This is a genomic window from uncultured Thioclava sp. (assembly GCF_913064665.1).
Classification (GTDB): Bacteria; Pseudomonadota; Alphaproteobacteria; order Rhodobacterales; family Rhodobacteraceae; genus Thioclava; species Thioclava arctica.
The window spans coordinates 23477-45638 of the sequence record NZ_CAJYBT010000016.1 but is presented as its reverse complement, the minus strand read 5'-3'; the positions used below and the strand labels follow the sequence as shown (position 1 = coordinate 45638).

The following is a 22162-nucleotide window of genomic DNA, read 5'->3' as shown; positions in this document are numbered from 1 at the left end:
TTGCAGCCCCTTTCGCGCGATAGGCACGGGCCCTACGCGATGCGCAAATAAGCAGGGCTTATTTCGGGACCAGCCGATAAAGCTGCCCGTCATCACTATCCTCAATGATCCAGACCTGCCCTTGGGCACCGACCGCCACGTCGCGCACCCGCATCCCCAGATCCCAGCGCACCAGTTGATCCGACCCATCGCCCGCCACCAGCGCAAGCCCCTGCCCCGCCAGACCGCCGATCAGCATATCGCCATCCCATGGCGGAAAATCTTGTCCCTCGTAAATCGCCAGACCCGCCGGTGCGATCACAGGCGACCACCAGAGTTTCGGCGCAGCCAGATCGGGGCGCGTATCGTGATCGGGGATTGGCAGGCCGGAATAATGCCGCCCGTTTGACACCAGCGGCCAGCCATAGTTGAGACCCGGTTTGATCTCGTTCAACTCATCGCCACCGCGCGGGCCCATCTCGTGCTCCCACAGCGTACCGTCGGGGCTGAAGGCGAGGCCGTAGGCATTGCGATGGCCCTCGGACCACGTCTGCGCGCGCACACCGCCCGCATCATACTGCGGATTGCCGGGGGCGGCTTTGCCCTCGCGGGTGAGGCGCAGAATTTTGCCGCGCGGATTTTCGGGGTCTTGCGCGGTGTCGGGCTGCATCCGGTCTCCGACGCTGAGATAGAGCATTCCATCAGGCCCAAAGGCGATGATCCCGCCGGGCTGACCGCGCCCGCCGGGGGGCTGCTGCCAAAGCGTCTTGATCCCCTCCAGCCGATCCGCGCGCAGCGTGCCGCGCGCCAGAACCAGCGCGTTTTGCAGTGAGACATAGGTGAAATAGACCGCCTGCGTTTGCGCGAAATCGGGTGCGATGGCGACATCGAGCATCCCGTTCTGGCCGCTATACTGCACCTTCGGCAGCCCTTTAAGTTCGCTCATGCCACCTTGGCCTACACGCCACATCCGGCCCGCTTTGCCGCTCACCAGCACATCGCCCCCCGGCAGCGGCGCAATCGCCCACGGGTTTTGCAGGCGCGCGACCGCTTGCAGCGCAAAGGGAGCATCGCGGCTGGCGGGTTTTTCGCCCACATTCTGCGCGAGTAGCGGCTGGCCAAGCCCAAGAGCAAGGATTACGGCGGTCAAACAAGTTCGCATATGGCACCTCCTGAGTATAAAGAGATGGGGGCGCGCAGCGCCGTGAACCACCCCAAGGCACCAAATTTCGCGCTGCTCAAACGGGTTGCGAATCCGCGCGCCTACCCCTATATCCCCCCGTGAGAGGTTGGCGCGGGCGAGCGCCTCGCCAACCCGGTCAGATCCGGAAGGAAGCAGCCGCAACGAGCCCCGCTTGGGTCGCTGTCCAGCCTCTCACCCTTTCCCTGCTTCATCATGACACTTGCGAGCCAAGGCAGCGCGCGGATAGTTTCGCGCCAAAGGGAGAGACATATGAAGCGTTTCGTTCTGGCCTTGCTGGCCCTGCTGCCGCTGCCGCTGGCGGCGCAAACCCTGCACAGCACCGAAGTAGCCCCCGGCACTTACGCCATTCAGGGCCCGTTCGGGCAGCGTGACGCCGAGAACCTTGGTAATAACGCGACGTTTGGGTTGATCGTGACCGATGCCGGCGCGGTGCTGGTGGATGCGGGGGCCTCGTTCAAAGGGGCGCAGGCGCTGGATGAGGTCATCAAAACGCTGACCGATCAGCCGGTGACATATGTCATCAATACCGGCGGGCAGGATCATCGCTGGCTGGGCAATAGCTATTGGCAGGCGCAGGGCGCGCAGGTGATCGCCTCGGATGATGCGGTGGCCGATCAGAAGGCGCGCGGCTCAATGGAATTGACGGTGCTTGACGCGCTGATGGGCAAGGCGGCGCTGGCGGGAACCACGCCCGCCTATGCCGATATCAGCTTTGGCGAACACCACAGCTTGACCCTTGGCGGGCGCGAGATCGAGATCACCCACCCCGGCCCCGCTCACACCCCGGGCGACAGCTATGTCTGGCTACCCGCGCAATCTGTGATGTTCACCGGCGATATTGTTTTTGTCGGGCGCATTCTGGGCGTGTTGGACATGTCATCGTCAAAGGGCTGGGTTGCGGCCTTTGATGACATGGCCGCCCATAACCCCAAGGTGGTCGTGCCCGGTCACGGCCCCGCCACCGAACTGGCCACCGCGCGCCATGATACCTACGATTACCTAACCAACCTGCGCACCGAGATGGCCAGCTATATCGAGGGCGGCGGCGAGATCATCGGCTCGGTCGAGGTGGATCAATCCGCGTTCAGCTATCTGCAAGATTTCGACATGCTGGCCAAACGCAACGCGCAGGCCGTGTTTTCGCAGATGGAATGGGAATGACCCGGCTGGACCTCACACGCGGTGGCGCATAGTCTAACGCCCAAACCACAGGCCGGAGCCCCGATGAGCGAAACTCAATACCAGGTCCTCGCGCGCAAATACCGCCCCGCGACCTTTGCCGATCTGATCGGTCAGGAACCGATGGTGCGCACGCTGAAAAACGCGTTTGCTGCGGATCGCATCGCGCAGGCCTTTATCATGACGGGCATTCGCGGCACCGGCAAAACCACCACCGCGCGCATCATCGCCAAGGGGCTGAACTGCATCGGCCCGGATGGCAAGGGCACCCCGACGACCGAGCCCTGCGATCAATGCGAGAATTGCATTGCCATCGCCGAGGGGCGTCATGTCGATGTGATGGAGATGGACGCCGCCTCGCGCACCGGGGTTGGCGATATTCGTGAAATCATCGAGTCGGTGCATTACCGGGCAGCCTCGGCGCGCTACAAAGTCTATATCATCGACGAAGTGCACATGCTGTCGACAAGCGCCTTCAACGCGCTTTTGAAGACGCTCGAAGAACCGCCCGCGCATGTGAAATTCATCTTTGCCACGACCGAAATTCGCAAGGTGCCCGTGACGGTTCTGTCACGCTGCCAGCGCTTTGATTTGCGCCGGATCGAGCCCGAGGTGATGATGGATCACCTGCGCAAAATCGCCGAGCTTGAAAGCGCGCAGATCGCGCAAGACGCATTGGCGTTGATTACGCGCGCGGCCGAAGGGTCGGTGCGCGATGCGATGTCGCTGCTCGATCAGGCGATTGCGCATGGCGCGGGCGAGACCACCGCCGAGCAGGTGCGCGCGATGCTGGGGCTGGCCGATCGCGGCCGGGTGCTCGATCTGTTTGACATGATCTTGCACGGTCAAGCTGCCGAGGCGCTGACCGAACTATCCGCGCAATATGCCGATGGCGCTGACCCGATGGCGATCCTGCGCGACTTGGCCGAAATCACCCATTGGGTGTCGGTGATCAAGGTCACGCCCGAAGCCGCCGAAGACCCGACCGTGCCCCCGGACGAGCGCAAGCGCGGGCAGGAAATGGCCGGCGCAATCCCGATGCGGGTGCTGACGCGGCTATGGCAGATGTTGCTGAAATCCATCGAGGAAGTCGCGGGCGCGCCCAACACGATGATGGCAACCGAGATGGCACTGATCCGCATGACGCATGTCTCCGATCTGCCCGATCCCGACACGCTGATCCGCAAGATCCAGCAAGGCCCCGGGGCGAACACCCAAGCCGCCGGGCGCGGGGCTGCGCCCTCGACCAGCCCGGTGCATGGCGCAACCCTGCGGGCCCGGCGCGCGGGCGGTGGGGCAGTAGCTGTGGCGCAGGCAAGCCCGGCTGAGGCCCCCGACGCGCTGGCGCGCTTTGCCAGCTTTGACGATGTGGTCGATTTGATCGCGCGGATGCGCGACATGACGCTGCTGCTCGAAGTCGAAAGCAACCTGCGCCTCGTGCAGTACCGCCCCGGCCGGATCGAGTTTCAACCGACCGAGCGCGCCTCACGCGATCTCGCCGCGACCTTGGCCGCACGGCTTCAAGGTTGGACGGGCGAACGCTGGGGCGTCTCGGTGGTGTCTGAGGGGGGGGCGGATACCATCGCCGAGGTGAAAACCGCGCAGATGGATCAGGCCAAGGCCGAGGCGATGCATAACCCGCTGGTCGCCGCGATCTTTGAGGTTTTCCCGCAGGCCAAATTTGACGAGATCACCGATGCCGCAGCCCTCAACGCCGAAATCGCCACCGAGGCCCTGCCCGAGGTTGATGACGAATGGGACCCGTTCGAAGATAGCTAAGCCCGGCGAGACCTTGTTCACAGCCCTGCCCATGCGTATCTGAGACAAAACGATCTAACAGGAGACAGCGATGTTCAAGGGACTGGGCGCGATGGGCGATATGGCCAAAATGATGAAGGCCGCCAAGGAAATGCAGGAAAAGATGGCGCAGCTGCAATCCGAGCTGAATTCCATCGTCGTTATCGGCGAGGCCGGTGCCGGTCTGGTGCAGGCACGCGCCACCGCCAAGGGCGAGCTGACGGGGCTGTCGATCGATCCCTCGATCCTGCAAGCTTCGGAAAAGGAAGTCGTCGAAGACCTGATCCTTGCGGCGATCAAAGACACCCAAGCCAAGGCCAAAGAGCGCGAGAGCGAAGAGCAACGCCGCCTGCTGCGCGAGATGGGCCTGCCCGAAAATATGGAACTTCCCGGTTGATCGGACGGCGCACCCCATGACCCAAGGGCGCGACGACATCGAGGGGCTGATCGCGCTGATGGCGCGGCTGCCCGGCCTTGGGCCGCGCTCGGCACGCCGCGCGGTGCTGCACCTGATCTCCAAGCGCGCGCAACTGATGGCCCCGCTGGCCGAAGTGATGGCCGATGTCGCACGCAACGCCCGCGAATGTGCGCGCTGCGGCAATATTTCGGGCCAACCGGTCTGCGCGATCTGCGAGGACGAGCGCCGCGCCATCGGCGAACTTTGCGTGATCGAGGATGTTGCTGATCTCTGGGCAATGGAGCGCGGCCACGCCTTCAAGGGACGCTACCATGTGCTGGGCGGCACCCTGTCTGCGCTCGATGCCATCGGCCCCGAAGAGCTACGCATCCCCGACCTGATCGCGCGCATTCAATTCGAGGGAATCCGCGAAGTCATCCTTGCACTCAACGCCACTGTCGAGGGTCAAACCACCGCCCATTACATCGCCGAGGCGCTCGAACCGATGGGGGTGGCCGTCACCAGCCTCGCGCAAGGCGTGCCCATCGGGGGCGAGCTGGACTACCTTGACGATGGCACGATTCAGGCCGCATTGCGCGCCCGCAAAGCGTTCTGATCGCCCCCTTTCATCTAGCCCTAAATACTCCCGCCGGAGGCCCCGCCTGCCAAGCGCGAGCGCGCCCGTGTGATGCTCCGCCCCATTGAACCTGCGCGCGGGCCTCGCTATCAGGGAGGCATCCCGAAACGAGATGCGAGACCGCCACCGATGATCCGCCTCTATCATGTTGCGCTATCCCCCTATTGCCGCAAGGTTCGCCTGACGCTGGCTGAAAAGAAGCTTGAGGTCGAACTGGTCGAAGAACGCTATTGGGAGCAGCAGGCCGATTTCCTGCGCCGCAACCCGGCGGGCAAAGTGCCGGTGCTCAAGATGGACGGCATGGTGATGGCCGAAAGTCAGGCGATCTGCGAATATATCGACGAGCGCTACCCCGAGGCCCCTTTAATGCCGCGCGATGCGACCGGGCGCTACGAGGTGCGCCGTCTGTGCGCGTGGTTTGACGATAAATTCAACGCCGAAGTGACCAGCAAGGTGATGGGCGAACGGGTCTGGAAAAAGGTCCGCAAAGAGGGCTATCCCGACAGTAAGGCTGTGAAATCTGGCCTCTCGGCGATCAAATTTCACCTCGATTACATGGGCTGGCTGCTCGATCAGCGCCGCTGGCTCGCGGGCGATGTGATGACGCTGGCCGATTTCGCCGCCGCCGCGCATCTGAGCTGTCTCGATTACATCTCGGATGTGGACTGGAACCGATCCGAGGCGGTGAAGGATTGGTACGCGAAGATCAAATCGCGCCCGGCCTTCCGCTCGCTTCTGGCCGATCAACTGTCGGGCATGCCGCCCGCGCCGCAATATGGCGAGCTGGATTTCTAAGACGCTCAGGCTGGGGGCGCTGCCCCCAGACCCCCGGGATATTTTCATCAAGAGGAAGAGGCCGTGGAGGATTTGAAATCACGGCTGGTGGCCAAAGCGCTTGAGGAAGGGTTTTCCAAGGCGCGCGTGACGCGGCCCGATGCGATCCCGCAGGCGGCGGCGCGGCTTGAGGCGTTTGTCGGCGCAGGGATGCACGGCCAGATGGGCTGGATGGAGGAACGGCGCGCGTGGCGGGGCGATCCGGCGGCGCTGTGGCCGCAGGCGCGCTCGGTTCTGATGTTGGCCGAGAGCTATACGCCTGACTATGACCCGCTGGCGCTGTTAAAGCGGCGCGATCAGGGCGTAATTTCCGCCTATGCGCAGGGGCGCGATTATCATGATCTGGTGAAGAAGCGGCTGAAACGGGTCGGGCGCTGGTTGCTCGAACAAGCGCCCGAGGGGGAGATCAAGGTGTTCGTCGATACCGCGCCGGTGATGGAGAAACCGCTGGCGCAGGCGGCGGGATTGGGTTGGCAGGGCAAGCACACCAATCTGTTGGCGCGCGATCTGGGCAACTGGTTTTTCCTCGGCGCGATTTTCACCACACTGGCGTTGGCACCTGATGCGCCCGAGATCGAGCATTGCGGCAATTGCACCGCCTGTCTGGATATCTGCCCGACGCAAGCCTTTCCCGCGCCCTTCCAGCTCGATGCGCGGCGCTGCATTTCCTATCTCACGATTGAACATAGCGGGCCGATTGATCTGGAATTGCGCGCCAAGATGGGCAACCGGATTTATGGCTGCGACGATTGTCTTGCCGCCTGCCCGTGGAACAAGTTCGCGGCCACCGCGCGTGAGGCGCGCTATCATGGCGGGGTCGGCGCGCCTCCCTTGGCCGAATTGGCGGCGCTGGATGACGCCGCCTTTCGCGCGCGGTTTTCCGGCTCGCCGATCAAGCGAATCGGGCGCGATCGGTTCTTACGCAATGTGCTATATGCGATTGGAAATTCTCACGATCGCACCTTGGCTGGTGCCGCGCGCGCGCATCTCAGTGACACCAATCCCACTGTGGCCGAGGCCGCGTCTTGGGCGCTGTCCCAGCTTGGGGACTAAATTGCGCGCGGGCTCTGGCATTGGCGGGCGCATCTGATAAGGCAGCAGATATGAGCAGCCCCGCCATTTCCACACCGTCACCGTTCTTGGGCATCACCTTGAAACTGGGAACAGTGATCGCGTTTGTCATCATGCAGGCGATCATCAAGGCGGTCTCAGACACGATCCCGCCCGGTGAAGCGGTGTTTTTCCGCTCGGCCTTCGGGATGGTGCCGCTGCTTGTCTGGCTGGCGTGGCGGCATGAATTGCGCGGTGGTCTGCGCGTGAGAAAACCGATCAATCATGTGATGCGCGGGGTGATTGGCACCACGGCAATGGCGCTGAGTTTCGCCTCTCTCGCCTATCTGCCGCTGCCCGAAGCCACGGCTTTGGGCTATGCCGCGCCCTTGTTGACAGTGGTGTTTGCCGCGCTGTTCTTGCGCGAAACGGTGCGGCTGTTTCGGTTTTCTGCCGTGGGTTTGGGGCTTGCGGGGGTGTTGGTCGTGCTGTGGCCGCGGCTGGGCGGATCGGGTCCGGCCCAAGGGGTCGAGGCATTTGGCGCAGCACTTGCGCTAGCGGGGGCCACCTGTGCCGCGCTGGCACAAATCCAGATTCGCCGGATGGTGGGAACCGAACGCACCTCGGCCATCGTGTTTTGGTTCTCGATCACCGCCACCCTGTTATCGCTTGCCTCGATCCCGTTTGGCTGGGTGTTGCCGACCCCGCGCGAGGCGATCTTGTTGATCGTGGCGGGGCTGATCGGCGGCACGGGGCAGATCATGCTGACCTCGGCCTACCGCTTTGCCGATGCGTCGCTGATTGCGCCGTTCGATTACGCCTCGATGTTGTTTGCGCTGGCGATTGGCTATGCGATTTTCAACGAGGTACCGACTGCGTGGACCCTAAGCGGCGCCGGACTGGTGATCAGCGCGGGCATTTTGATTATCTGGCGCGAGCGGCAATTGGGGCTGGAGCGGCGGCGCGCGCGCAAGGCGGGCACGCCGCAAGCCTGAGGGCGCAGATGTGAGCGTCTTGATCTAACGCATGCCGACTCGGTCAAAGTCTGTTATAATGAGGCTTCCAGCAATGATTAGAGGAGCCAAAGCGATGTCGCGTCACGTTATTGACCACGCAAAACCGGCCTCGGAGAGCGCCCGTTTACAGCGTTTTCTCACTTTGCAGCGCAAGGAAGGCGTCCATCCCGCCGTGCAAGATTTGTCCAAGCGCTCGCATGGGGAATCGGGTGCGCGCGTTACGCAATTTCTGCGCATCGAGCGGCACGAAGAGGTCTAGGCCGATCTATGATTTGAATATCAAAAGGGCGCACCTAATGGCGCGCCCTTTGTCATTTCAGGTGCACAGACATCAGCTGCGCACGAGTTTCTCGTAGGTTTCGGAAATGTCGCGCGTCAACGCGCCCACCTCAAAGTGGAAGTCCCCGATCTGACCCACGGGCGTCACCTCGGCGGCGGTGCCGGTGAGCCAGCACTGCTCGAACCCGGCCAGTTCGGACGGCTCGATGCGGCGCTCATGCACGGTGATGCCCTTATCCTTGAGCAGGCCGATCACGGTCTGCCGGGTGATCCCGTTGAGGAAGCAATCGGCCAGTGGCGTGTGAACCTCGCCATCCTTGACGAAGAAGATATTGGCCCCCGTCGCCTCGGCCACATAGCCGCGATAATCCATGAACAGCGCGTCCGAGCAGCCCTTATCCTCGGCGATATGCTTGGACATGGTGCAGATCATGTAAAGACCCGCCGCCTTGGCTTCGACCGGGATGGTGCGCGGATCGGGGCGACGCCATTTCGCGATGTCCAGCTTGGCGCCCTTGGTTTTGGCATCTCCGTAATAGTTGCCCCATTCCCAACCAGCCACGGCCATCCGCACCGGGTTGCGTCGCGCCGAGACACCCATGTCATCGCCCGCGCCCCGCCATGCCACGACACGCACATAGGCATCGGTCCAGCCATTGGCCTTGAGCATCGCGTATTTCGCCTCTTCGATCTCATCGACCGAATAGGGGATCGTCATGTCCAGCAGTTGACCCGACTTGAGCAGACGCTCGGAATGCAGACGCGATTTGAAGATCGTGCCGTTGTAACAGCGCTCGCCTTCGAATACCGAGGACGCGTAATGCAGCGCGTGGGTCAGAATATGGACATTGGCGTCACGCCACTCCACCATCTTCCCGTCCATCCAGATCTTGCCGTCGCGATCATCATAGGCCCCGGCCATTTCACCCTCCTTGGCGTTACACCGATTTACGAATGTTGCGCAAGTTAGGTCCGATATGGGCATTTTCTTGCGCAGAAACTGTCGTTCGCTAGCAGTTGAGTCTTGGATAGTCAACAAGACTGACTTAAAGTCACGAAAAAGAGTAGAGGGATAGATGGCCGATAGTGGAAGCCCTGGGGGCGAGACGCTCCTGTTTCTCACCGACGAGCAGTTGCGGCGCGGGACCGAGGCGATGTTTTTTGCCTATCGCGCCTTTACCGCCGATCCTGATCGTCTGCTCGAAGAGCATGGCTATGGCCGCGCCCATCACCGCGCGCTGCATTTCATCAATCGACAATCGGGGCTGACAGTGACCACTCTGCTGGCGGTGCTGGGCGTGACCAAGCAGTCGCTGAACCGGGTGTTGCGCACGTTGATCGAGGATGGTCTGGTGGAAAGCCGGGTGGGGCGGCGCGACAAGCGCGAGCGCCAGTTATATTTAACCGAGGCTGGTCACACATTGGAACGGGCCCTCTCTGAGGCACAGCGCGGCCGGATGCGCAGCGCCTATCGCATGGCAGGGCCGCAGGCAGTGGCGGGGTTTCGACAGGTTCTTGAGGCGATGATGGGGTCTGATCTGCAGCGCCTCTACCAACAGATGAAGGAAGAGTGATGCCCTATCAGGCCGACCCGCATCTGTTGATCATCGACGATGATGAACGCATCCGATTATTGCTGAAGAGCTTTTTGCAGCGCAACGGATTTCTGGTGACGGCAGCGCGCGATGCGGCCCATGCGCGGCGGCTGTTGGCGGGGCTCGATTTCAACCTGATCGTGATGGATGTGATGATGCCGGGCGAAGATGGGCTGAGCCTGACGCGCGATTTGCGCAAGTCGATTTCGACGCCGATCTTGCTGCTGACAGCGCGGGGCGACACGCGCGAGCGCATCGAGGGCCTTGAGGCGGGGGCCGATGACTATCTCGCCAAGCCGTTTGAGCCCAAGGAACTGCTGTTGCGCATCAATGCGATCCTGCGCCGGGTTCCCCAAGAGGCGGAAACCGGGCCGAAATTCCTGTCGCTCGGGGCGCTGAAATACGACCACGACCGGGGCGAGCTGTGGGATGGCGAGGCCCCGGTGCGCCTGACCGCGACCGAAGTGCAACTGATGAAGATCTTCGCCACCCATGCGGGCGAGGTAATCTCGCGTAGCGCCCTGATCGAAGAGCTGGGCCGCGACCGCACCGCGCATGACGAGGGTGGCGGCGACCGCGCGGTGGATGTCCAAATCACCCGCCTGCGCCGCAAGATCGAACGCGACCCGCGCGAGCCACGCTATCTGCAAACAGTGCGCGGACTTGGCTACATGCTGGCACCGGATTGAGTTATCCACAGATCACGCGCACTCACGCAGGCTCACGATTATTGATTCGCTCTGAACACGCTAAGGGTTTGATCTGTGGCCCAAGCTTGGGTGCGTGGGCGGGCACGCCGATCACTTTTTCCCGTCCAGACTGGATTAACCCTGCGTGAAAGGCTGCTTAGCCGCAATTCGCACCCCCTCGGGGTGAATGCGTTCTGGACTGACGATTCCGTGATTGATATGAGAGCAAGCATGTTTGGGCACACAACACTGTGTGCCCCGGCACGTCACTATCGGTCCGACACCGCGGGCCCCGGAAGGAGAGACAACGTGTCCAACCCAGAAAATCACGCAGGCACCCGGAGGGATTTCCTCTATTACGCGACCGCCGGCACTGGCGCAGTCGTCACTGGCGCCGCCGTCTGGCCGCTGGTCAATCAGATGAACGCCTCGGCGGACGTCAAAGCGATGTCGTCGATCTATGTCGACGTCTCGGGTGTCGAGACGGGCACGCAGCTGACAGTGAAATGGCGCGGCAAGCCGGTCTTCGTGCGCCGCCGCAGCCAGGAAGAGATCGACATGGCGCGCGCCGTGCCGCTGGACGAGCTGGTCGACATTTCGGCTGAGAACGCCAACAAGCCGGGCGCAGAGGCGACCGATGAAAACCGCACGCTGGACGAGGCGGGCGAATGGTTGGTGATGATCGGCGTTTGCACCCATCTCGGCTGCGTTCCGATCGGTAACATGTCGGGCGATTTCGGCGGCTGGTTCTGCCCCTGTCACGGGTCGCATTACGACTCGGCCGGGCGCATCCGCAAAGGCCCCGCACCGCGCAACCTTGATATCCCGGTGGCTCAGTTCACCGATGACACCACGATCCTGTTGGGCTGAGGAGACCTAAAATGTCGGGCATTCCCCACGACCATTACGAGCCCAAGACGGGCATCGAAAAATGGGTGCATTCGCGCCTTCCCATTGTCGGGTTGATTTATGACACGATCATGATCCCCACGCCGAAAAACCTGAACTGGTGGTGGATCTGGGGCATCGTCCTGGCATTCTGCCTTGTGCTGCAGATCATCACCGGCATCGTTCTGGCGATGCATTACACGCCCCATGTCGATCTGGCCTTCGCCAGCGTCGAGCATATTATGCGCGACGTGAATGGCGGCTACATGCTGCGCTACATTCACGCCAACGGCGCCTCGCTGTTCTTCTTTGCCGTTTATATCCACATCTTCCGTGGTCTCTATTACGGGTCCTACAAAGCCCCGCGTGAGATCACATGGATCGTCGGCATGATCATCTACCTGTGCATGATGGGCACCGCGTTCATGGGCTATGTGCTGCCTTGGGGGCAGATGTCGTTCTGGGGCGCGACCGTGATCACCGGCCTGTTTGGCGCCATTCCCGGTATCGGGCCAAGCATTCAGGCTTGGCTGCTGGGCGGACCGGCGGTTGATAACGCGACGCTCAACCGTTTCTTCTCGTTGCACTACCTGCTGCCCTTCGTGATCGCGGCGCTGGTGATCGTGCATATCTGGGCCTTCCACACCACGGGCAACAACAACCCGACCGGCGTGGATGTGCGCAAAACCTCGAAGGCCGAGGCCGAGAAAGACACCCTGCCCTTCTGGCCCTATTTCGTCATCAAAGACCTTTTCGCCTTGGCGGTGATCTTGATGATCTTTGCGGCGGTCGTGGGCTTTATGCCGAACTTCCTTGGCCACCCTGACAACTACACCGAGGCCAACCCGTTGGTCACGCCGGTCCATATCGTGCCGGAATGGTATTTCCTGCCGTTCTACGCGATCTTGCGCGCGTTCACCTCGGATGTGTGGGCGGTGATGTTCGTGCATTGGATCACCTTCGGGATCGTGGACGCCAAGTTCTTTGGGGTGCTGGCGATGTTTGGCGCGATCATCGTGATGGCGCTGGCACCGTGGCTGGACACCTCAAAGATGCGCTCGGGCAGCTATCGTCCGATGTTCAAATGGTGGTTCTGGCTGCTGGCAATCGACTTCGTCGTGCTGATGTGGGTGGGCGCGATGCCGACCGACGGGATCTACCCCTATATCTCGCTGATCGGGGCGACCTATTGGTTCGTGTATTTCCTGATCATCCTGCCGCTGTTGGGCCTGATCGAAAAGCCGACCGCAATGCCCGCGACGATTGAAGACGATTTCAATCATCACTACGGCATCAAACAAACTCCGGCTGAGTGAGTCAGGAAGAGGGACGCAACATGAAAAACTTTCTGATCTCTGCAATCTCAGCCCTATCGATCGGCGCGGCGGGTCTTGTCGCCGCTCCGGCGCTGGCTGCCGAGGGTGGCAGCCATGTCGAAAACGTAGCCTTCTCGTTTGAGGGCCCGTTTGGGACCTATGACCAGCAGCAGCTACGCCGCGGGTTTCAGGTTTACCGTGAGGTCTGCTCGGCCTGTCACGGGCTGAAATACGTCGCCTACCGCACGTTGGCGGATGCCGATGGCTTGGGCATGAACCCCGCTTGGGTGCGCGCCTATGCCGCCGAGCATACTGTAATCGACAAAGAAACCGGCGAGGAGCGCCCCGCCAAGGAAACCGACCATTTCCCGACCGTGACGGGCGAGGGCATGGGCCCGGATCTGTCGATGATGGCCAAGGCCCGCGCGGGCTTTCACGGCCCCTACGGTCTGGGCATCAACCAATTCCTCAAAGGCATGGGCGGGCCGGAATACATCTATTCCGTGCTGACGGGCTATAACGGCGAAGAAAAGGAAGAGGCCGGGTCGTATTTCTATGGCAACCACACCTTCGCAGGTGGCTGGATCGCGATGCCTCCGCCGCTGTCCGATGAGTTGATCGAATACGAAGACGGCACCCCCGCAACGGTGCATCAGATGGCCGAAGACGCCTCTGCCTTCCTGATGTGGTCGGCAGAACCCAAGCTGATGGCGCGCAAGCGCTGGGGCTTTGTGGCGGTGCTGTTGCTTCTCGTGCTGAGCTCGCTGCTTTATCTGACCAACAAAAAGCTGTGGGCGCCGCATAAGGGCAAACATGTCGATCTTTGATCGCAGCTAAACCAAAGCCAGAACGCCCCCTCCATCCCGAGGGGGCGTTTTCCATTTGACCATTGCGCAGGCCCAAGCAACGGTTGTCAGAGTGCTGGCGCGCGCTACCTCGCACCGCATACCCACGAGGAGAAACAATGCCCATTCTGTCCGAATTCCCCCACGCCACTCCCGCCCATCGCGCGCCCCGTCTGTGTGTGTTGATCGACGCCGATAATGTGCCCGCCTCTTATGCCGAGGCGATCTTTGAAGAGATCGCATCGCTGGGCGAGGCCTCGGTGCGCCGGATCTATGGCGATTGGTCGGCGCAGCGGTTGGCGGGTTGGGCCAAGCGCGTGGCCGAATTGGGTCTGGTCGCCGATCAGCAGTTCTCCAATACCAAGGGCAAGAATGCCTCTGACATCGGGCTTGTGATTGCGGCGATGGATTTCCTGCATTCCGACCTGTTCGACGGGTTCGTGCTGGTCTCGTCGGATAGCGATTTCACCCGGCTTGCAGCGCGCATCCGCGAACAGGGGCTTGATGTCTATGGCATCGGTGAGCAGAAAACCCCCGAAGCCTTTCGCAAGGCCTGCAAACGGTTCATCTATGTCGAGAACCTTGGAACGGCCGAGACCAGCGCCCCCGCCAAACCCACAGGCAAAGGCACCGGGCGCGACACCGAAAAAGACGCCTCCCCAAAAGCGACCAGTGGCGGCAAGCAGCCCCCGACCGCCGCGATTCCGGTGATCGTGAATGCGATGAAGGCGATTGGGCTGGAAGAGGAATGGTATTCGCTGGGCCAGCTTGGCCAGTTCATCACCCAAGCCAACCCCGATTTTGACACCCGCACCTATGGCAGCGCCAAACTGTCGGATTTGCTGCTGAAATCAGGGCGTTTCCAGTTGCAGCGCGGTGAGGGAAATCAATGGATGGTGCGCGATCTCGCCTAAGCGGGATCAGTCCGACTTCGTGCCATAGCGCGCCATGAACATCGCCACCGCGCCCCGGATGACCCGGTCCTTGTCGCTTGCCGCAGGGCAGCACCCAACGCCAAAGACCAACTTGGCATGCAGGTCTGCCTTGCACATCTCGGCAAACAGATGTGCGGCCAGATCAAGGTCGTCGATTGCCAACTCGCCCCGCGCGACCGCCTGTTTCAGATAGTCCAGCAAGGTGCGATGCACCAATTCGGGGCCCGACGCGTAAAAGGCGCGGCCCAATTCGGGAAAGCGCTCTCCCTCGGCGACGCAAAGCCGGTAAATGCCTTGGCCCAGCTCCGAGGCCATAAAGTCGATGATCTGGCGCCCCGCAATCGACAGCACCACCTCGGGGGGTTGGTCAAAATTGATCTGCGCCAGCGCCTGATCGGCCTGTCGCTGGCATTCGGTCTTGGTAACTTCGAGAAACATCAGCCGCTTGTCGGGGAAGTAGCTGTAAAGCGTGGCTTTGGACACGCCCGCTTCCTTTGCGATGTCATCGACCGAGGCCCCTTCGAACCCGTCACGCAAAAACACTTCGCGCGCGCCGTTCAGCACCTGATCGAACTTGCGCCCGCGATGAATTTCTGTTGCCTGCGCCATCAACTCTCCCCAGTCCCGGACACGTCCGGTGTGTGGGTCCAGCATAGCCGCTCTGGTTCAGCCCCTGCAAGGCGGCGCAACGTCACGTCATGTCATGTCAGCTATCAACGTGCTGTCATATGCAGCTGTCTGCGCAGGGCTCTCGCGTGCGGCGCAGCGTTCAAGCCAAGCTTTGATGACTCCATCATCGGGCACGAAATCTGGCAACCAGAGATAGGGCGAGGCCACCAGCAGATCGGCCGCCGAGTAGCGATCGCCCAGCAAATAATCGCCGCGATCAAGCGCCCGGCGCAGTTCGGCGGTGATCTCATCGCGGCCGCGGAAGGTACTGGCGAACCCGTCAGTGGCGAGGCCCAGAATCGTGGCGACCATCACCGGCTCCATCACGCCCTGATAATAGGCCATCCAGCTTAGGAAAGCGCCCCGCCCCGGCGCGCCCGGTTGCGGGGCGAACCCGGCCTGGGGTGTCTTTTCGCACAGATAGGTAAAGATCGCGCCGCGTTCGCGGATATGTTCGTCGCCATCGACCAGATAGGGCACCTTGCCTTCGGGATGGGCGTTGGCCGGGTCGGCGTGCCCCGAGCCATCGCCACGCCGCACAGTCACGACGCGAATCTCAACCGCATCGAAAAGCCCCAGCTCGTGCAAGAGCGCAATCGTCGAACTCGAACGGGTGCGCGGGGAATGATAGAGAATCATGACAGTCTCCTGACTTTTCTTGGCAGGATGACTATGCCACGCTCCTCCTGTCAAAAACCGACAGGAGCCGCCATGCCCCGCGCTGATCGCTTGTTTCGCCTGCTTGATGCGCTGCGCCGCCTGCCTGCGCCTGTGACCGCCGCACAGCTGGCGGCAGAAACAGAGGTGTCCGAGCGCACGCTTTACCGCGACATCGAGGCGTTGCGTGCAGGTGGCGCGCTGATCGACGGGGCGGCAGGCTATGGCTACACGCTGACCGAAGACCCCGCGCTGCCGCCGCAAAACCTGTCGCGGCTGGAGCTGGAGGCGCTGGTTCTGGGGCTGGCCGAGCTGCGCCATCTGGGCGACACAGATCTGGCGCGGGCGGGCGAAATGGCGCTGGCCAAGATCACCGCGACCCTGCCGGAAAGCCGCGCCCATCAAGCTGCCCATGCGGTGCTGGCCTCGTATCGGATGCACAAGCGCCCCGCCCCGCCGGTCGATCTGTCGCTGATCCGTCAAGCCGCTTGGGACGAGCGGATGATGCGGCTGCATTATTGCGACCGTGACGGGGTTGAAAGTGATCGGGTGATCTGGCCGCTCGGGTTGGTCTATCTGGATCGCGAGCAGATGCTGCTGGCCTGGTGCAGCCTGCGCGCGGATTACCGGATGTTCGTGATCGCCAGAATGCGTGCCATCGAGGTGCTCAGTGACAGTTTCCGCCCCCGCCGCGTACCGATGCTGCGCGACTATACGGCGGCGATACACAAACGCGCCCACCCAAAGGCGGACGCGTAAGGTGATTTGCTGGGCTGAGGCTTACAGCTCGGCGCTTTCGTAGGCCTCGATGATCTTGGCAACCATCGGGTGGCGCACAACGTCTTTCGAGGTGAAGTAGTTGAACGAGACGCCCTCGACACCGTCCAGAATACGTTCCGCATCCGCCAAACCCGACGGCATGCCGCGCGGCAGGTCGACCTGTGACCGATCCCCCGTGATCACCATGCGAGAGCCCTGCCCCAGACGGGTAAGGAACATCTTCATCTGCATCGTGGTCGCGTTCTGCGCCTCATCCAGCACCACAAACGCGTTGGACAAGGTGCGCCCGCGCATGAAGGCAAGCGGCGCGATCTCGATGCGCTTTTCCTCGGTCAGCTTGGCAAGCTGTTTGGCGGGCAGAAAGTCATTCAGCGCGTCATAAAGCGGCTGCATGTAGGGATCGACCTTGTCCTTCATATCACCGGGCAGAAAGCCCAGACGCTCGCCCGCCTCGACAGCGGGACGCGACAGGATGATCTTGTCGACATGACCACCAATCAACATGGTCACGCCCACGGCCACCGCGAGATAGGTTTTGCCGGTGCCCGCAGGTCCGATGCCAAAGGCCAGCTCGTGTTCGAACAGATGTTTGACATAGGCCTTCTGCGCCTCGGTGCGCGGCTCGACCTGTTTCTTGCGGGTGCGAATCTCGTATTTCCCGGCGGCGAACATCTCAAGCTGTTCGTCCATCGAGGTGCCCGCGCCCCCCAGATCGACCATGCGCAGGGCGGCGTCGACCTCTTCGGCGTCGATTGGCTTGCCTTGCTCAAGGCGCTGGTAGAGATGGTGCAAAACGGCGGCGGCCTGAAGCTGTGCTTCGGCGCTGCCAACGACGGCCAGTTGGTTGCCGCGTCGCAGGATATGCACCTGCAGTTTATGCTCTATTTGGGCGAGGTTGCGGTCGAATTCGCCGCACAAATCAATCAAAAGCCGGTTGTCGGGGAACTCAAGAAGCGTTTCATGAACGTCCTGAGAGCGAGGCGGGGGTGTGATTGCGCTAAAGCCCAAAAAGAGAGTCTCCCTAAGCTGATGTTGTAGATATATGGTGCCTGTCGATGGGGCTTCACGCAAGCACTGGTTTTGCGAAGGCCCCCGCGGCGGGCGAGATTTCATAAAACGGTAACGAAAAAAACCGCGCAAAGTTCCGCACAAGCCGTTTGCCTAAATTTTGGGCAAAATCTATCTCGCCTAGAGAGAGTCGCCAATCGGCGAGCCTGATTTGAACGGGCCAACCGCAGTATTGCGTGGACCGGCACCCGAACAGATCGGCTTGCCGTAATCGTCCACACGCGCAGTCAGATAGCCCTCGACACCATCATCAATGATCCAGTGATCGCAGCCGTCGGGGTCAATCCAGACACCGGCCTTGAGCTGGCTGAGATGCTTGGCGTCGATACCGCCGTCGATGGATTTGCCGGGTCCGATCTGGCGGGCCCCTTCGCCGCCCTCACATGCTGCCAACGACACTGCGGCCGCACCGATCGAAAGAAGTCTCGTCACTCCCATGTCCCTGCCCTCACTTCACGCAGATGATTTCGACGCGACGGTTTTCCGCCATGCCTGCTGCCGTCTTGTTGGTCGCGCGCGGCATCCGCTCGCCATACCAGTTCACTGCCAGCACAGGCGCACCAACCGATTGCGCGACTTTCGCCACGGCTTCGGCGCGTCGCTTGGACAGGCGCATGTTGTATTCATCCGAGGCGCGGCCATCGGTGTGCCCGGTGATGATGAACTGGCGGGCCTGCGCGGTGCGAAAGAAGTTTTGCAGATACTGCCGACAATTTGATTTGAGATAACGGAAATCTTGGGATCGGGCCCCGATTCCCTCTATATATTGTGGCTCAATAGACAAAGACGCCCCTAAAGTGGTGGCGAGATGCCGACATGGAAACATGTCCGCCCAAATTTCACCGCAATTTGAAGCCATCCTGACATAGGAAATGAACGTACATCCTTTGCGGCCCCCGAGTCGGATCAGCAGTCCCGATCGGGCGATTTTACGCGGGAATTGTCGACGGCAGGGAAACCAAGCCGTCGATTCCTTAATATTGTTCGATATCCCCCCATAAACATAGAGAATCCTTCTTAAATCTCCCGAATCAGGCGTATAGAACGTAGTTATGTCCGTGCGGCTTTCTGCTGATTGCGCAACCGGACCAAGCCCTTCGCTGCCGATCAGGAGACCAAAATCTGATGAAACCTATTGCTATCGCCATAATTCTTGCAGGCACCCTTGGAGCCGGCGCCGCTTCGGCCGGAACTGCCTGCTATACCGGGCCGACCGGGCGCATCCATGCCGCGAACAAGACGAGCTGCGGCCCCGTCATCAAGCAGGCAATCCATATCGATTGTTATCGCGGCCCATGGCGTGCAACGATCTGGGATCACCCGCAGGGCAGCTTTGTCGATGACCTCGTGAAATATGGCTACGACTACGGCGATGCCAACGGGCTGGCGACCGAGATCTGCAAAAAAGAGAGCCTCGTGGGCGATCCCGACGGGCTGCGTGCCGAGTTGCTGCGCGCAATCGCTGCCGATCCGCCCGGACCGAAATAAGACAAGACCCTTGGTGGGGCGGGCTTAGATAAGCTCGCCCGCCAGTGAATTGGGCGCGGCCTCGGTGATGCGCACGCGCGCCAGAACGCCGGGCGCCAGACCCTCGCCGCGCACATGGACGGCTTGCAGATAGTCGGATTTGCCGACCCACTGCCCCTCCATCCGGCCCTTCTTTTCAAACAATACGCTTACCTCGCGCCCCACCATCGAGCGCTGACAAGCCCGTTGCTGATCCCCCAGAAGTGCCTGCAATTCCTGCAAGCGCGCATTGGCGACCTCCTCGGGGATCGCACCGTCTCGGCCCATCGCGGGCGTGCCCGGACGCGGCGAGTATTTGAACGAATAGGCCATGCCGTAATTGACCTCACGGATCAGCGCCATCGTGGCTTCAAAATCCTGATCGGTTTCGCCGGGGAAGCCGACGATGAAATCCCCTGAGAGCACCAGATCGGGGCGCGCGGCGCGGATGCGCTCGATCAGGCGGATATATTGCTCGGCAGTGTGTTTGCGGTTCATCGCCTTGAGGATACGATCGCTGCCCGATTGCACTGGCAGGTGCAGATAGGGCATCAGCTTGGGCTCATCGCCATGCGCCGCGATCAGGTCGTCTTCCATGTCATTGGGGTGCGAGGTGGTGTAGCGGATGCGCTCCAGCCCGTCAATTTTCGCCAATGCACGCGTCAGCCGCGCCAGCCCCCAATCGCCGCCCGTCCCTTGCCCGTGATAGGCATTGACGTTTTGGCCCAGCAAGGTGATTTCGCGCACGCCCTTTTCGACCAGATCGCGGGCTTCGCTCAGGATTTTGTCGGCCGGGCGCGAGACCTCGGAGCCACGGGTGTAGGGCACGACGCAGAAGGCGCAGAACTTGTCGCAGCCCTCTTGCACCGTCAGGAACGCGGTTGGGCGGGCCTGACGTGGGCGCGCGGGCAGATGGTCGAACTTGTCCTCAAGCGGGAACTCGGTCTCGACGGGGCGCGCGCCATTATCGGTGCGCGCAACCAGCTCGGGCAGCTTGTGATAGCTTTGGCTGCCCACGACCAGATTGACCAGATCGGAGCGGCGCAAAATCTCGTCGCCCTCGGCCTGGGCCACACAGCCCGCAACGCCGATTTTCAGATCGGGCTTGGCCTCTTTGAAGGGGCGCAGACGGCCCAGATCGGAATACATCTTTTCGGCGGCTTTTTCGCGAATGTGGCACGTGTTGAGCAACACCATATCGGCCGCCCCGACATCATCGGTCAGCTCATAACCCTGCGCGACCATCGTCTCGGCCATGCGCTCGCTGTCATAGACATTCATCTGACAGCCATAGGTCTTGATATGCAGCTTCTTGGTCGTCTCAGCCATGACATCCTCGCGCGCTTATTCAAGCCGCGCTGATAACGCGAAGCACCCCTTTGGCGCAAGGGCGCAGGGGCTGCGCAAGACTTGCAATCGTGCGCGGCTTGACCGATCTTGAGGGCGAACCGCCCGCAGATGGCAGGAAACAGGCATGAAACACAATTCTCTGGCGGGTTTTCTAAGCACGCAGCGTTCAGCCTTGGCGAAGGGGCCGGTCGGGATCATTCTGGCGGAGGATGGTGTCGAACTTGAAAGCACGCTGCGCCACCATATCGGCTTGGGGTTTCCGGTGCTTTTGGTACTGGGATCGGCGGCGCTGGATTTGCCCGATGATCTGGCAGGCGATGCAAAGGTGAAGATCCACCGCATCGACTTTGATCTCCATCGCCCCGAGGCGCTGACCAGCGCGATCAATCCGATCCTAGAGGCGATGGCGACAGGGGTTTGGGGGTATTACTGCTTTAATGGCGAGTATCTGTTCTACCCGTTTTGCGAGACCCGCTCGATCACAGAGATTTTGAATTTCCACGGCGAAGAGCGGCGATCGGCCATGCTGAGCTATGTCATCGACCTGTATGCCCAAGACCTGCAGCTGCACAGAAATGGCGTCGACAAAGACGGGGCGCTGTTTGATCGCTCGGGCTATTACGCCTTGGCGCGCCCCGATCCCGACAATCACAATCATCCCAAGGAACGCCAGTTGGATTTCTTCGGCGGGCTGCGGTGGCGCTTTGAGGAACATATCCCGAAAGCGCGCCGCAGGATTGATCGCATCGCCCTGTTTCGCGCCAAGCCGGGGCTGAAGCTGCGTGCCAATCACACGTTCAACGACGAGGAATACAACACCTATTCCTGCCCGTGGCATCACAATCTGACCTGCGCAATCGCTTCGTTCCGCGTTGCCAAGGCGCTGAAATTCAACCCCGGTTCGACCTATGATATCGACCGGTTCGCATGGTCGAACTCGACGCGGTTTGATTGGTCCAGCCAGCAATTGATGGATTTGGGACTGATGGAACCCGGTCAGTGGTTTTGATGCCGCGATAATTTCTGGCACAGCCCCGAGCGGTTTCGGGACGGGGTCGCGCCATACCCTAGTAAAAGAATCAGCTTTACAATCCAGACTCTTTTGGTCAGGTTAATGGGACCAGCCAGTCGATCCCCGACAAGCCCGCCAAAATCAAGGAGTCCGGAAGATGAAACGCGCATCTTTCCCCGGCCCCCGTTTCGGGGCCCAATCCAATAGCGAACCGCCTCTGAGCCTGCGCGACATCGTCGATGCGCTTTGCGCGGGGTTCAGCCCAGATACCAGCACCTTGGAAAATGTGTTGGACCGGATTGAGGGGACGCGTCGGTGAGCATCAAGGAAGCCTTCGACACCGCCCTGCCCGTGCATGATGCCACGCGACTGACGGGTCATGACGGACTGGCCCATATCGTCTTGAACGATCAGGTCTATACGCTGCGCATCACCAAGGCCGGCAAACTGATTTTGACGAAGTGACCACGATCGCAGCAA

26 protein-coding genes, 1 other RNA gene and 1 pseudogene are annotated in these 22162 nt (G+C 61.2%); 20 read left to right on the top strand and 8 right to left on the bottom strand.

The genetic code is table 11. The features are described from left to right. Positions 1-58: 58 nt before the first annotated feature. A complete protein-coding gene (locus QZ571_RS08825) occupies positions 59-1141 on the bottom strand; it encodes a PQQ-dependent sugar dehydrogenase (RefSeq protein WP_295533576.1) in 1083 nt (360 codons plus the stop codon). A 121-nt stretch (positions 1142-1262) separates the two neighbouring features. Here QZ571_RS08825 and ffs point away from each other — a divergent pair. From ffs to QZ571_RS08780, 9 genes are all read left to right on the top strand, one after another. Further along, positions 1263-1359: signal recognition particle sRNA small type (gene ffs / locus QZ571_RS08820), an RNA gene on the top strand. Between the two features lie 73 nt (positions 1360-1432). Next, entirely contained in the window at positions 1433-2344 is a 912-nt protein-coding gene (locus tag QZ571_RS08815; RefSeq protein ID WP_295533574.1) for an MBL fold metallo-hydrolase, read from the top strand. A 21-nt stretch (positions 2345-2365) separates the two neighbouring features. Next, the gene (locus QZ571_RS08810; RefSeq protein WP_295533572.1) at positions 2366-4141 is read left to right on the top strand and encodes a DNA polymerase III subunit gamma/tau; all 1776 of its coding nucleotides are present in this window, start codon (positions 2366-2368) and stop codon (positions 4139-4141) included. A gap of 70 nt (positions 4142-4211) precedes the next feature. Further along, positions 4212-4556 (top strand): YbaB/EbfC family nucleoid-associated protein, encoded by a 345-nt coding sequence (locus tag QZ571_RS08805; protein ID WP_295533570.1) that lies wholly within the window; start codon positions 4212-4214, stop codon positions 4554-4556. 16 nt (positions 4557-4572) lie between these two features. Next, the gene (recR, locus tag QZ571_RS08800) at positions 4573-5172 is read left to right on the top strand and encodes a recombination mediator RecR (RefSeq protein WP_295533567.1); all 600 of its coding nucleotides are present in this window, start codon (positions 4573-4575) and stop codon (positions 5170-5172) included. A gap of 150 nt (positions 5173-5322) precedes the next feature. Continuing rightward, entirely contained in the window at positions 5323-5988 is a 666-nt protein-coding gene (locus QZ571_RS08795) for a glutathione S-transferase family protein (RefSeq protein ID WP_295533566.1), read from the top strand. A gap of 63 nt (positions 5989-6051) precedes the next feature. Beyond that, complete coding sequence (gene queG / locus QZ571_RS08790; protein ID WP_295533564.1) at positions 6052-7080, top strand: tRNA epoxyqueuosine(34) reductase QueG; 1029 nt, start codon at positions 6052-6054, stop codon at positions 7078-7080. Between the two features lie 50 nt (positions 7081-7130). Next, positions 7131-8072 carry a DMT family transporter gene (locus tag QZ571_RS08785; protein ID WP_295533562.1) on the top strand — a complete coding sequence of 314 codons (942 nt, stop codon included), beginning with the start codon at positions 7131-7133 and terminating at the stop codon, positions 8070-8072. A 94-nt stretch (positions 8073-8166) separates the two neighbouring features. Beyond that, positions 8167-8352: a hypothetical protein gene (locus QZ571_RS08780; RefSeq protein WP_295533560.1), complete on the top strand. Its 186-nt coding sequence runs from the start codon at positions 8167-8169 to the stop codon at positions 8350-8352. A 72-nt stretch (positions 8353-8424) separates the two neighbouring features. Here the strand turns inward: QZ571_RS08780 and QZ571_RS08775 are convergent, their stop codons facing one another. Then, complete coding sequence (locus QZ571_RS08775) at positions 8425-9294, bottom strand: branched-chain amino acid aminotransferase (RefSeq protein WP_295533559.1); 870 nt, start codon at positions 9292-9294, stop codon at positions 8425-8427. A 154-nt stretch (positions 9295-9448) separates the two neighbouring features. On the opposite strand from QZ571_RS08775, the gene QZ571_RS08770 reads away from it, so the two are divergent. The 6 genes from QZ571_RS08770 to QZ571_RS08745 all read left to right on the top strand — a co-directional run bounded on the left by QZ571_RS08770 (position 9449) and on the right by QZ571_RS08745 (position 14619). After that, complete coding sequence (locus QZ571_RS08770) at positions 9449-9946, top strand: MarR family transcriptional regulator (RefSeq protein ID WP_295533557.1); 498 nt, start codon at positions 9449-9451, stop codon at positions 9944-9946. Then, the gene (locus QZ571_RS08765; RefSeq protein WP_295533555.1) at positions 9946-10656 is read left to right on the top strand and encodes a response regulator transcription factor; all 711 of its coding nucleotides are present in this window, start codon (positions 9946-9948) and stop codon (positions 10654-10656) included. The genes QZ571_RS08770 and QZ571_RS08765 overlap by 1 nt, the downstream gene beginning before the upstream one ends. 309 nt (positions 10657-10965) lie before the next feature. Further along, complete coding sequence (gene petA / locus QZ571_RS08760) at positions 10966-11526, top strand: ubiquinol-cytochrome c reductase iron-sulfur subunit (protein ID WP_295533553.1); 561 nt, start codon at positions 10966-10968, stop codon at positions 11524-11526. Positions 11527-11537: 11 nt separating this feature from the next. After that, a complete protein-coding gene (gene petB, locus QZ571_RS08755; RefSeq protein WP_295533552.1) occupies positions 11538-12860 on the top strand; it encodes a cytochrome b in 1323 nt (440 codons plus the stop codon). A 20-nt stretch (positions 12861-12880) separates the two neighbouring features. After that, positions 12881-13687 carry a cytochrome c1 gene (locus tag QZ571_RS08750; RefSeq protein ID WP_295533550.1) on the top strand — a complete coding sequence of 269 codons (807 nt, stop codon included), beginning with the start codon at positions 12881-12883 and terminating at the stop codon, positions 13685-13687. A gap of 137 nt (positions 13688-13824) precedes the next feature. Next, positions 13825-14619 (top strand): NYN domain-containing protein, encoded by a 795-nt coding sequence (locus QZ571_RS08745; protein ID WP_295533548.1) that lies wholly within the window; start codon positions 13825-13827, stop codon positions 14617-14619. A 6-nt stretch (positions 14620-14625) separates the two neighbouring features. Here QZ571_RS08745 and QZ571_RS08740 read toward each other — a convergent pair whose 3' ends face one another. Both QZ571_RS08740 and QZ571_RS08735 read right to left on the bottom strand, forming a co-directional pair. Further along, the gene (locus QZ571_RS08740; protein WP_295533546.1) at positions 14626-15249 is read right to left on the bottom strand and encodes a TetR/AcrR family transcriptional regulator; all 624 of its coding nucleotides are present in this window, start codon (positions 15247-15249) and stop codon (positions 14626-14628) included. Positions 15250-15336: 87 nt separating this feature from the next. Continuing rightward, positions 15337-15948, bottom strand: a complete 612-nt coding sequence (locus QZ571_RS08735) for a glutathione S-transferase family protein (protein ID WP_295533544.1) — start codon at positions 15946-15948, stop codon at positions 15337-15339. A gap of 72 nt (positions 15949-16020) precedes the next feature. Here QZ571_RS08735 and QZ571_RS08730 point away from each other — a divergent pair, with 72 nt between their 5' ends. Further along, complete coding sequence (locus QZ571_RS08730) at positions 16021-16725, top strand: YafY family protein (protein ID WP_295533542.1); 705 nt, start codon at positions 16021-16023, stop codon at positions 16723-16725. Between the two features lie 21 nt (positions 16726-16746). Here the strand turns inward: QZ571_RS08730 and QZ571_RS08725 are convergent, their stop codons facing one another. From QZ571_RS08725 to QZ571_RS08715, 3 genes and pseudogenes are all read right to left on the bottom strand, one after another. Beyond that, the gene (locus QZ571_RS08725; protein ID WP_295533541.1) at positions 16747-17754 is read right to left on the bottom strand and encodes a PhoH family protein; all 1008 of its coding nucleotides are present in this window, start codon (positions 17752-17754) and stop codon (positions 16747-16749) included. 180 nt (positions 17755-17934) lie between these two features. After that, positions 17935-18252, bottom strand: coding sequence for a hypothetical protein (locus QZ571_RS08720; protein WP_295533539.1), 318 nt, complete (start codon positions 18250-18252; stop codon positions 17935-17937). A 10-nt stretch (positions 18253-18262) separates the two neighbouring features. Then, positions 18263-18523: pseudogene (locus QZ571_RS08715) on the bottom strand (OmpA family protein); the annotation flags it as partial. Between the two features lie 416 nt (positions 18524-18939). Here QZ571_RS08715 and QZ571_RS08710 point away from each other — a divergent pair. Further along, complete coding sequence (locus tag QZ571_RS08710; RefSeq protein ID WP_295533537.1) at positions 18940-19302, top strand: hypothetical protein; 363 nt, start codon at positions 18940-18942, stop codon at positions 19300-19302. A 24-nt stretch (positions 19303-19326) separates the two neighbouring features. On the opposite strand, the gene miaB is transcribed toward QZ571_RS08710, so the two are convergent. After that, the gene (miaB, locus tag QZ571_RS08705; RefSeq protein WP_295533535.1) at positions 19327-20649 is read right to left on the bottom strand and encodes a tRNA (N6-isopentenyl adenosine(37)-C2)-methylthiotransferase MiaB; all 1323 of its coding nucleotides are present in this window, start codon (positions 20647-20649) and stop codon (positions 19327-19329) included. Between the two features lie 145 nt (positions 20650-20794). Between miaB and QZ571_RS08700 the strand changes: the two genes are divergently transcribed. The 3 genes from QZ571_RS08700 to hemP all read left to right on the top strand — a co-directional run bounded on the left by QZ571_RS08700 (position 20795) and on the right by hemP (position 22147). Beyond that, positions 20795-21679 carry a hypothetical protein gene (locus QZ571_RS08700; protein WP_295533533.1) on the top strand — a complete coding sequence of 295 codons (885 nt, stop codon included), beginning with the start codon at positions 20795-20797 and terminating at the stop codon, positions 21677-21679. A gap of 160 nt (positions 21680-21839) precedes the next feature. Next, a complete protein-coding gene (locus tag QZ571_RS08695) occupies positions 21840-22001 on the top strand; it encodes a hypothetical protein (protein ID WP_295533531.1) in 162 nt (53 codons plus the stop codon). A gap of 32 nt (positions 22002-22033) precedes the next feature. Beyond that, positions 22034-22147: a hemin uptake protein HemP gene (gene hemP, locus QZ571_RS08690; RefSeq protein WP_295533643.1), complete on the top strand. Its 114-nt coding sequence runs from the start codon at positions 22034-22036 to the stop codon at positions 22145-22147. Positions 22148-22162: the final 15 nt, after the last annotated feature.

Bases quoted from the DNA above. Each gene is read 5' to 3' on its own strand.
- QZ571_RS08825 (WP_295533576.1), bottom strand. From the start codon at position 1,141: ATGCGAACTTGTTTGACCGCCGTAATCCTTGCTCTTGGGCTTGGCCAG.
- QZ571_RS08815 (WP_295533574.1), top strand. From the start codon at position 1,433: ATGAAGCGTTTCGTTCTGGCCTTGCTGGCCCTGCTGCCGCTGCCGCTG.
- QZ571_RS08805 (WP_295533570.1), top strand. From the start codon at position 4,212: ATGTTCAAGGGACTGGGCGCGATGGGCGATATGGCCAAAATGATGAAG.
- recR (WP_295533567.1), top strand. From the start codon at position 4,573: ATGACCCAAGGGCGCGACGACATCGAGGGGCTGATCGCGCTGATGGCG.
- QZ571_RS08795 (WP_295533566.1), top strand. From the start codon at position 5,323: ATGATCCGCCTCTATCATGTTGCGCTATCCCCCTATTGCCGCAAGGTT.
- QZ571_RS08785 (WP_295533562.1), top strand. From the start codon at position 7,131: ATGAGCAGCCCCGCCATTTCCACACCGTCACCGTTCTTGGGCATCACC.
- QZ571_RS08780 (WP_295533560.1), top strand. From the start codon at position 8,167: ATGTCGCGTCACGTTATTGACCACGCAAAACCGGCCTCGGAGAGCGCC.
- QZ571_RS08775 (WP_295533559.1), bottom strand. From the start codon at position 9,294: ATGGCCGGGGCCTATGATGATCGCGACGGCAAGATCTGGATGGACGGG.
- QZ571_RS08770 (WP_295533557.1), top strand. From the start codon at position 9,449: ATGGCCGATAGTGGAAGCCCTGGGGGCGAGACGCTCCTGTTTCTCACC.
- QZ571_RS08765 (WP_295533555.1), top strand. From the start codon at position 9,946: ATGCCCTATCAGGCCGACCCGCATCTGTTGATCATCGACGATGATGAA.
- petB (WP_295533552.1), top strand. From the start codon at position 11,538: ATGTCGGGCATTCCCCACGACCATTACGAGCCCAAGACGGGCATCGAA.
- QZ571_RS08750 (WP_295533550.1), top strand. From the start codon at position 12,881: ATGAAAAACTTTCTGATCTCTGCAATCTCAGCCCTATCGATCGGCGCG.
- QZ571_RS08745 (WP_295533548.1), top strand. From the start codon at position 13,825: ATGCCCATTCTGTCCGAATTCCCCCACGCCACTCCCGCCCATCGCGCG.
- QZ571_RS08740 (WP_295533546.1), bottom strand. From the start codon at position 15,249: ATGGCGCAGGCAACAGAAATTCATCGCGGGCGCAAGTTCGATCAGGTG.
- QZ571_RS08735 (WP_295533544.1), bottom strand. From the start codon at position 15,948: ATGATTCTCTATCATTCCCCGCGCACCCGTTCGAGTTCGACGATTGCG.
- QZ571_RS08730 (WP_295533542.1), top strand. From the start codon at position 16,021: ATGCCCCGCGCTGATCGCTTGTTTCGCCTGCTTGATGCGCTGCGCCGC.
- QZ571_RS08720 (WP_295533539.1), bottom strand. From the start codon at position 18,252: ATGGGAGTGACGAGACTTCTTTCGATCGGTGCGGCCGCAGTGTCGTTG.
- QZ571_RS08710 (WP_295533537.1), top strand. From the start codon at position 18,940: ATGAAACCTATTGCTATCGCCATAATTCTTGCAGGCACCCTTGGAGCC.
- miaB (WP_295533535.1), bottom strand. From the start codon at position 20,649: ATGGCTGAGACGACCAAGAAGCTGCATATCAAGACCTATGGCTGTCAG.
- QZ571_RS08700 (WP_295533533.1), top strand. From the start codon at position 20,795: ATGAAACACAATTCTCTGGCGGGTTTTCTAAGCACGCAGCGTTCAGCC.
- QZ571_RS08695 (WP_295533531.1), top strand. From the start codon at position 21,840: ATGAAACGCGCATCTTTCCCCGGCCCCCGTTTCGGGGCCCAATCCAAT.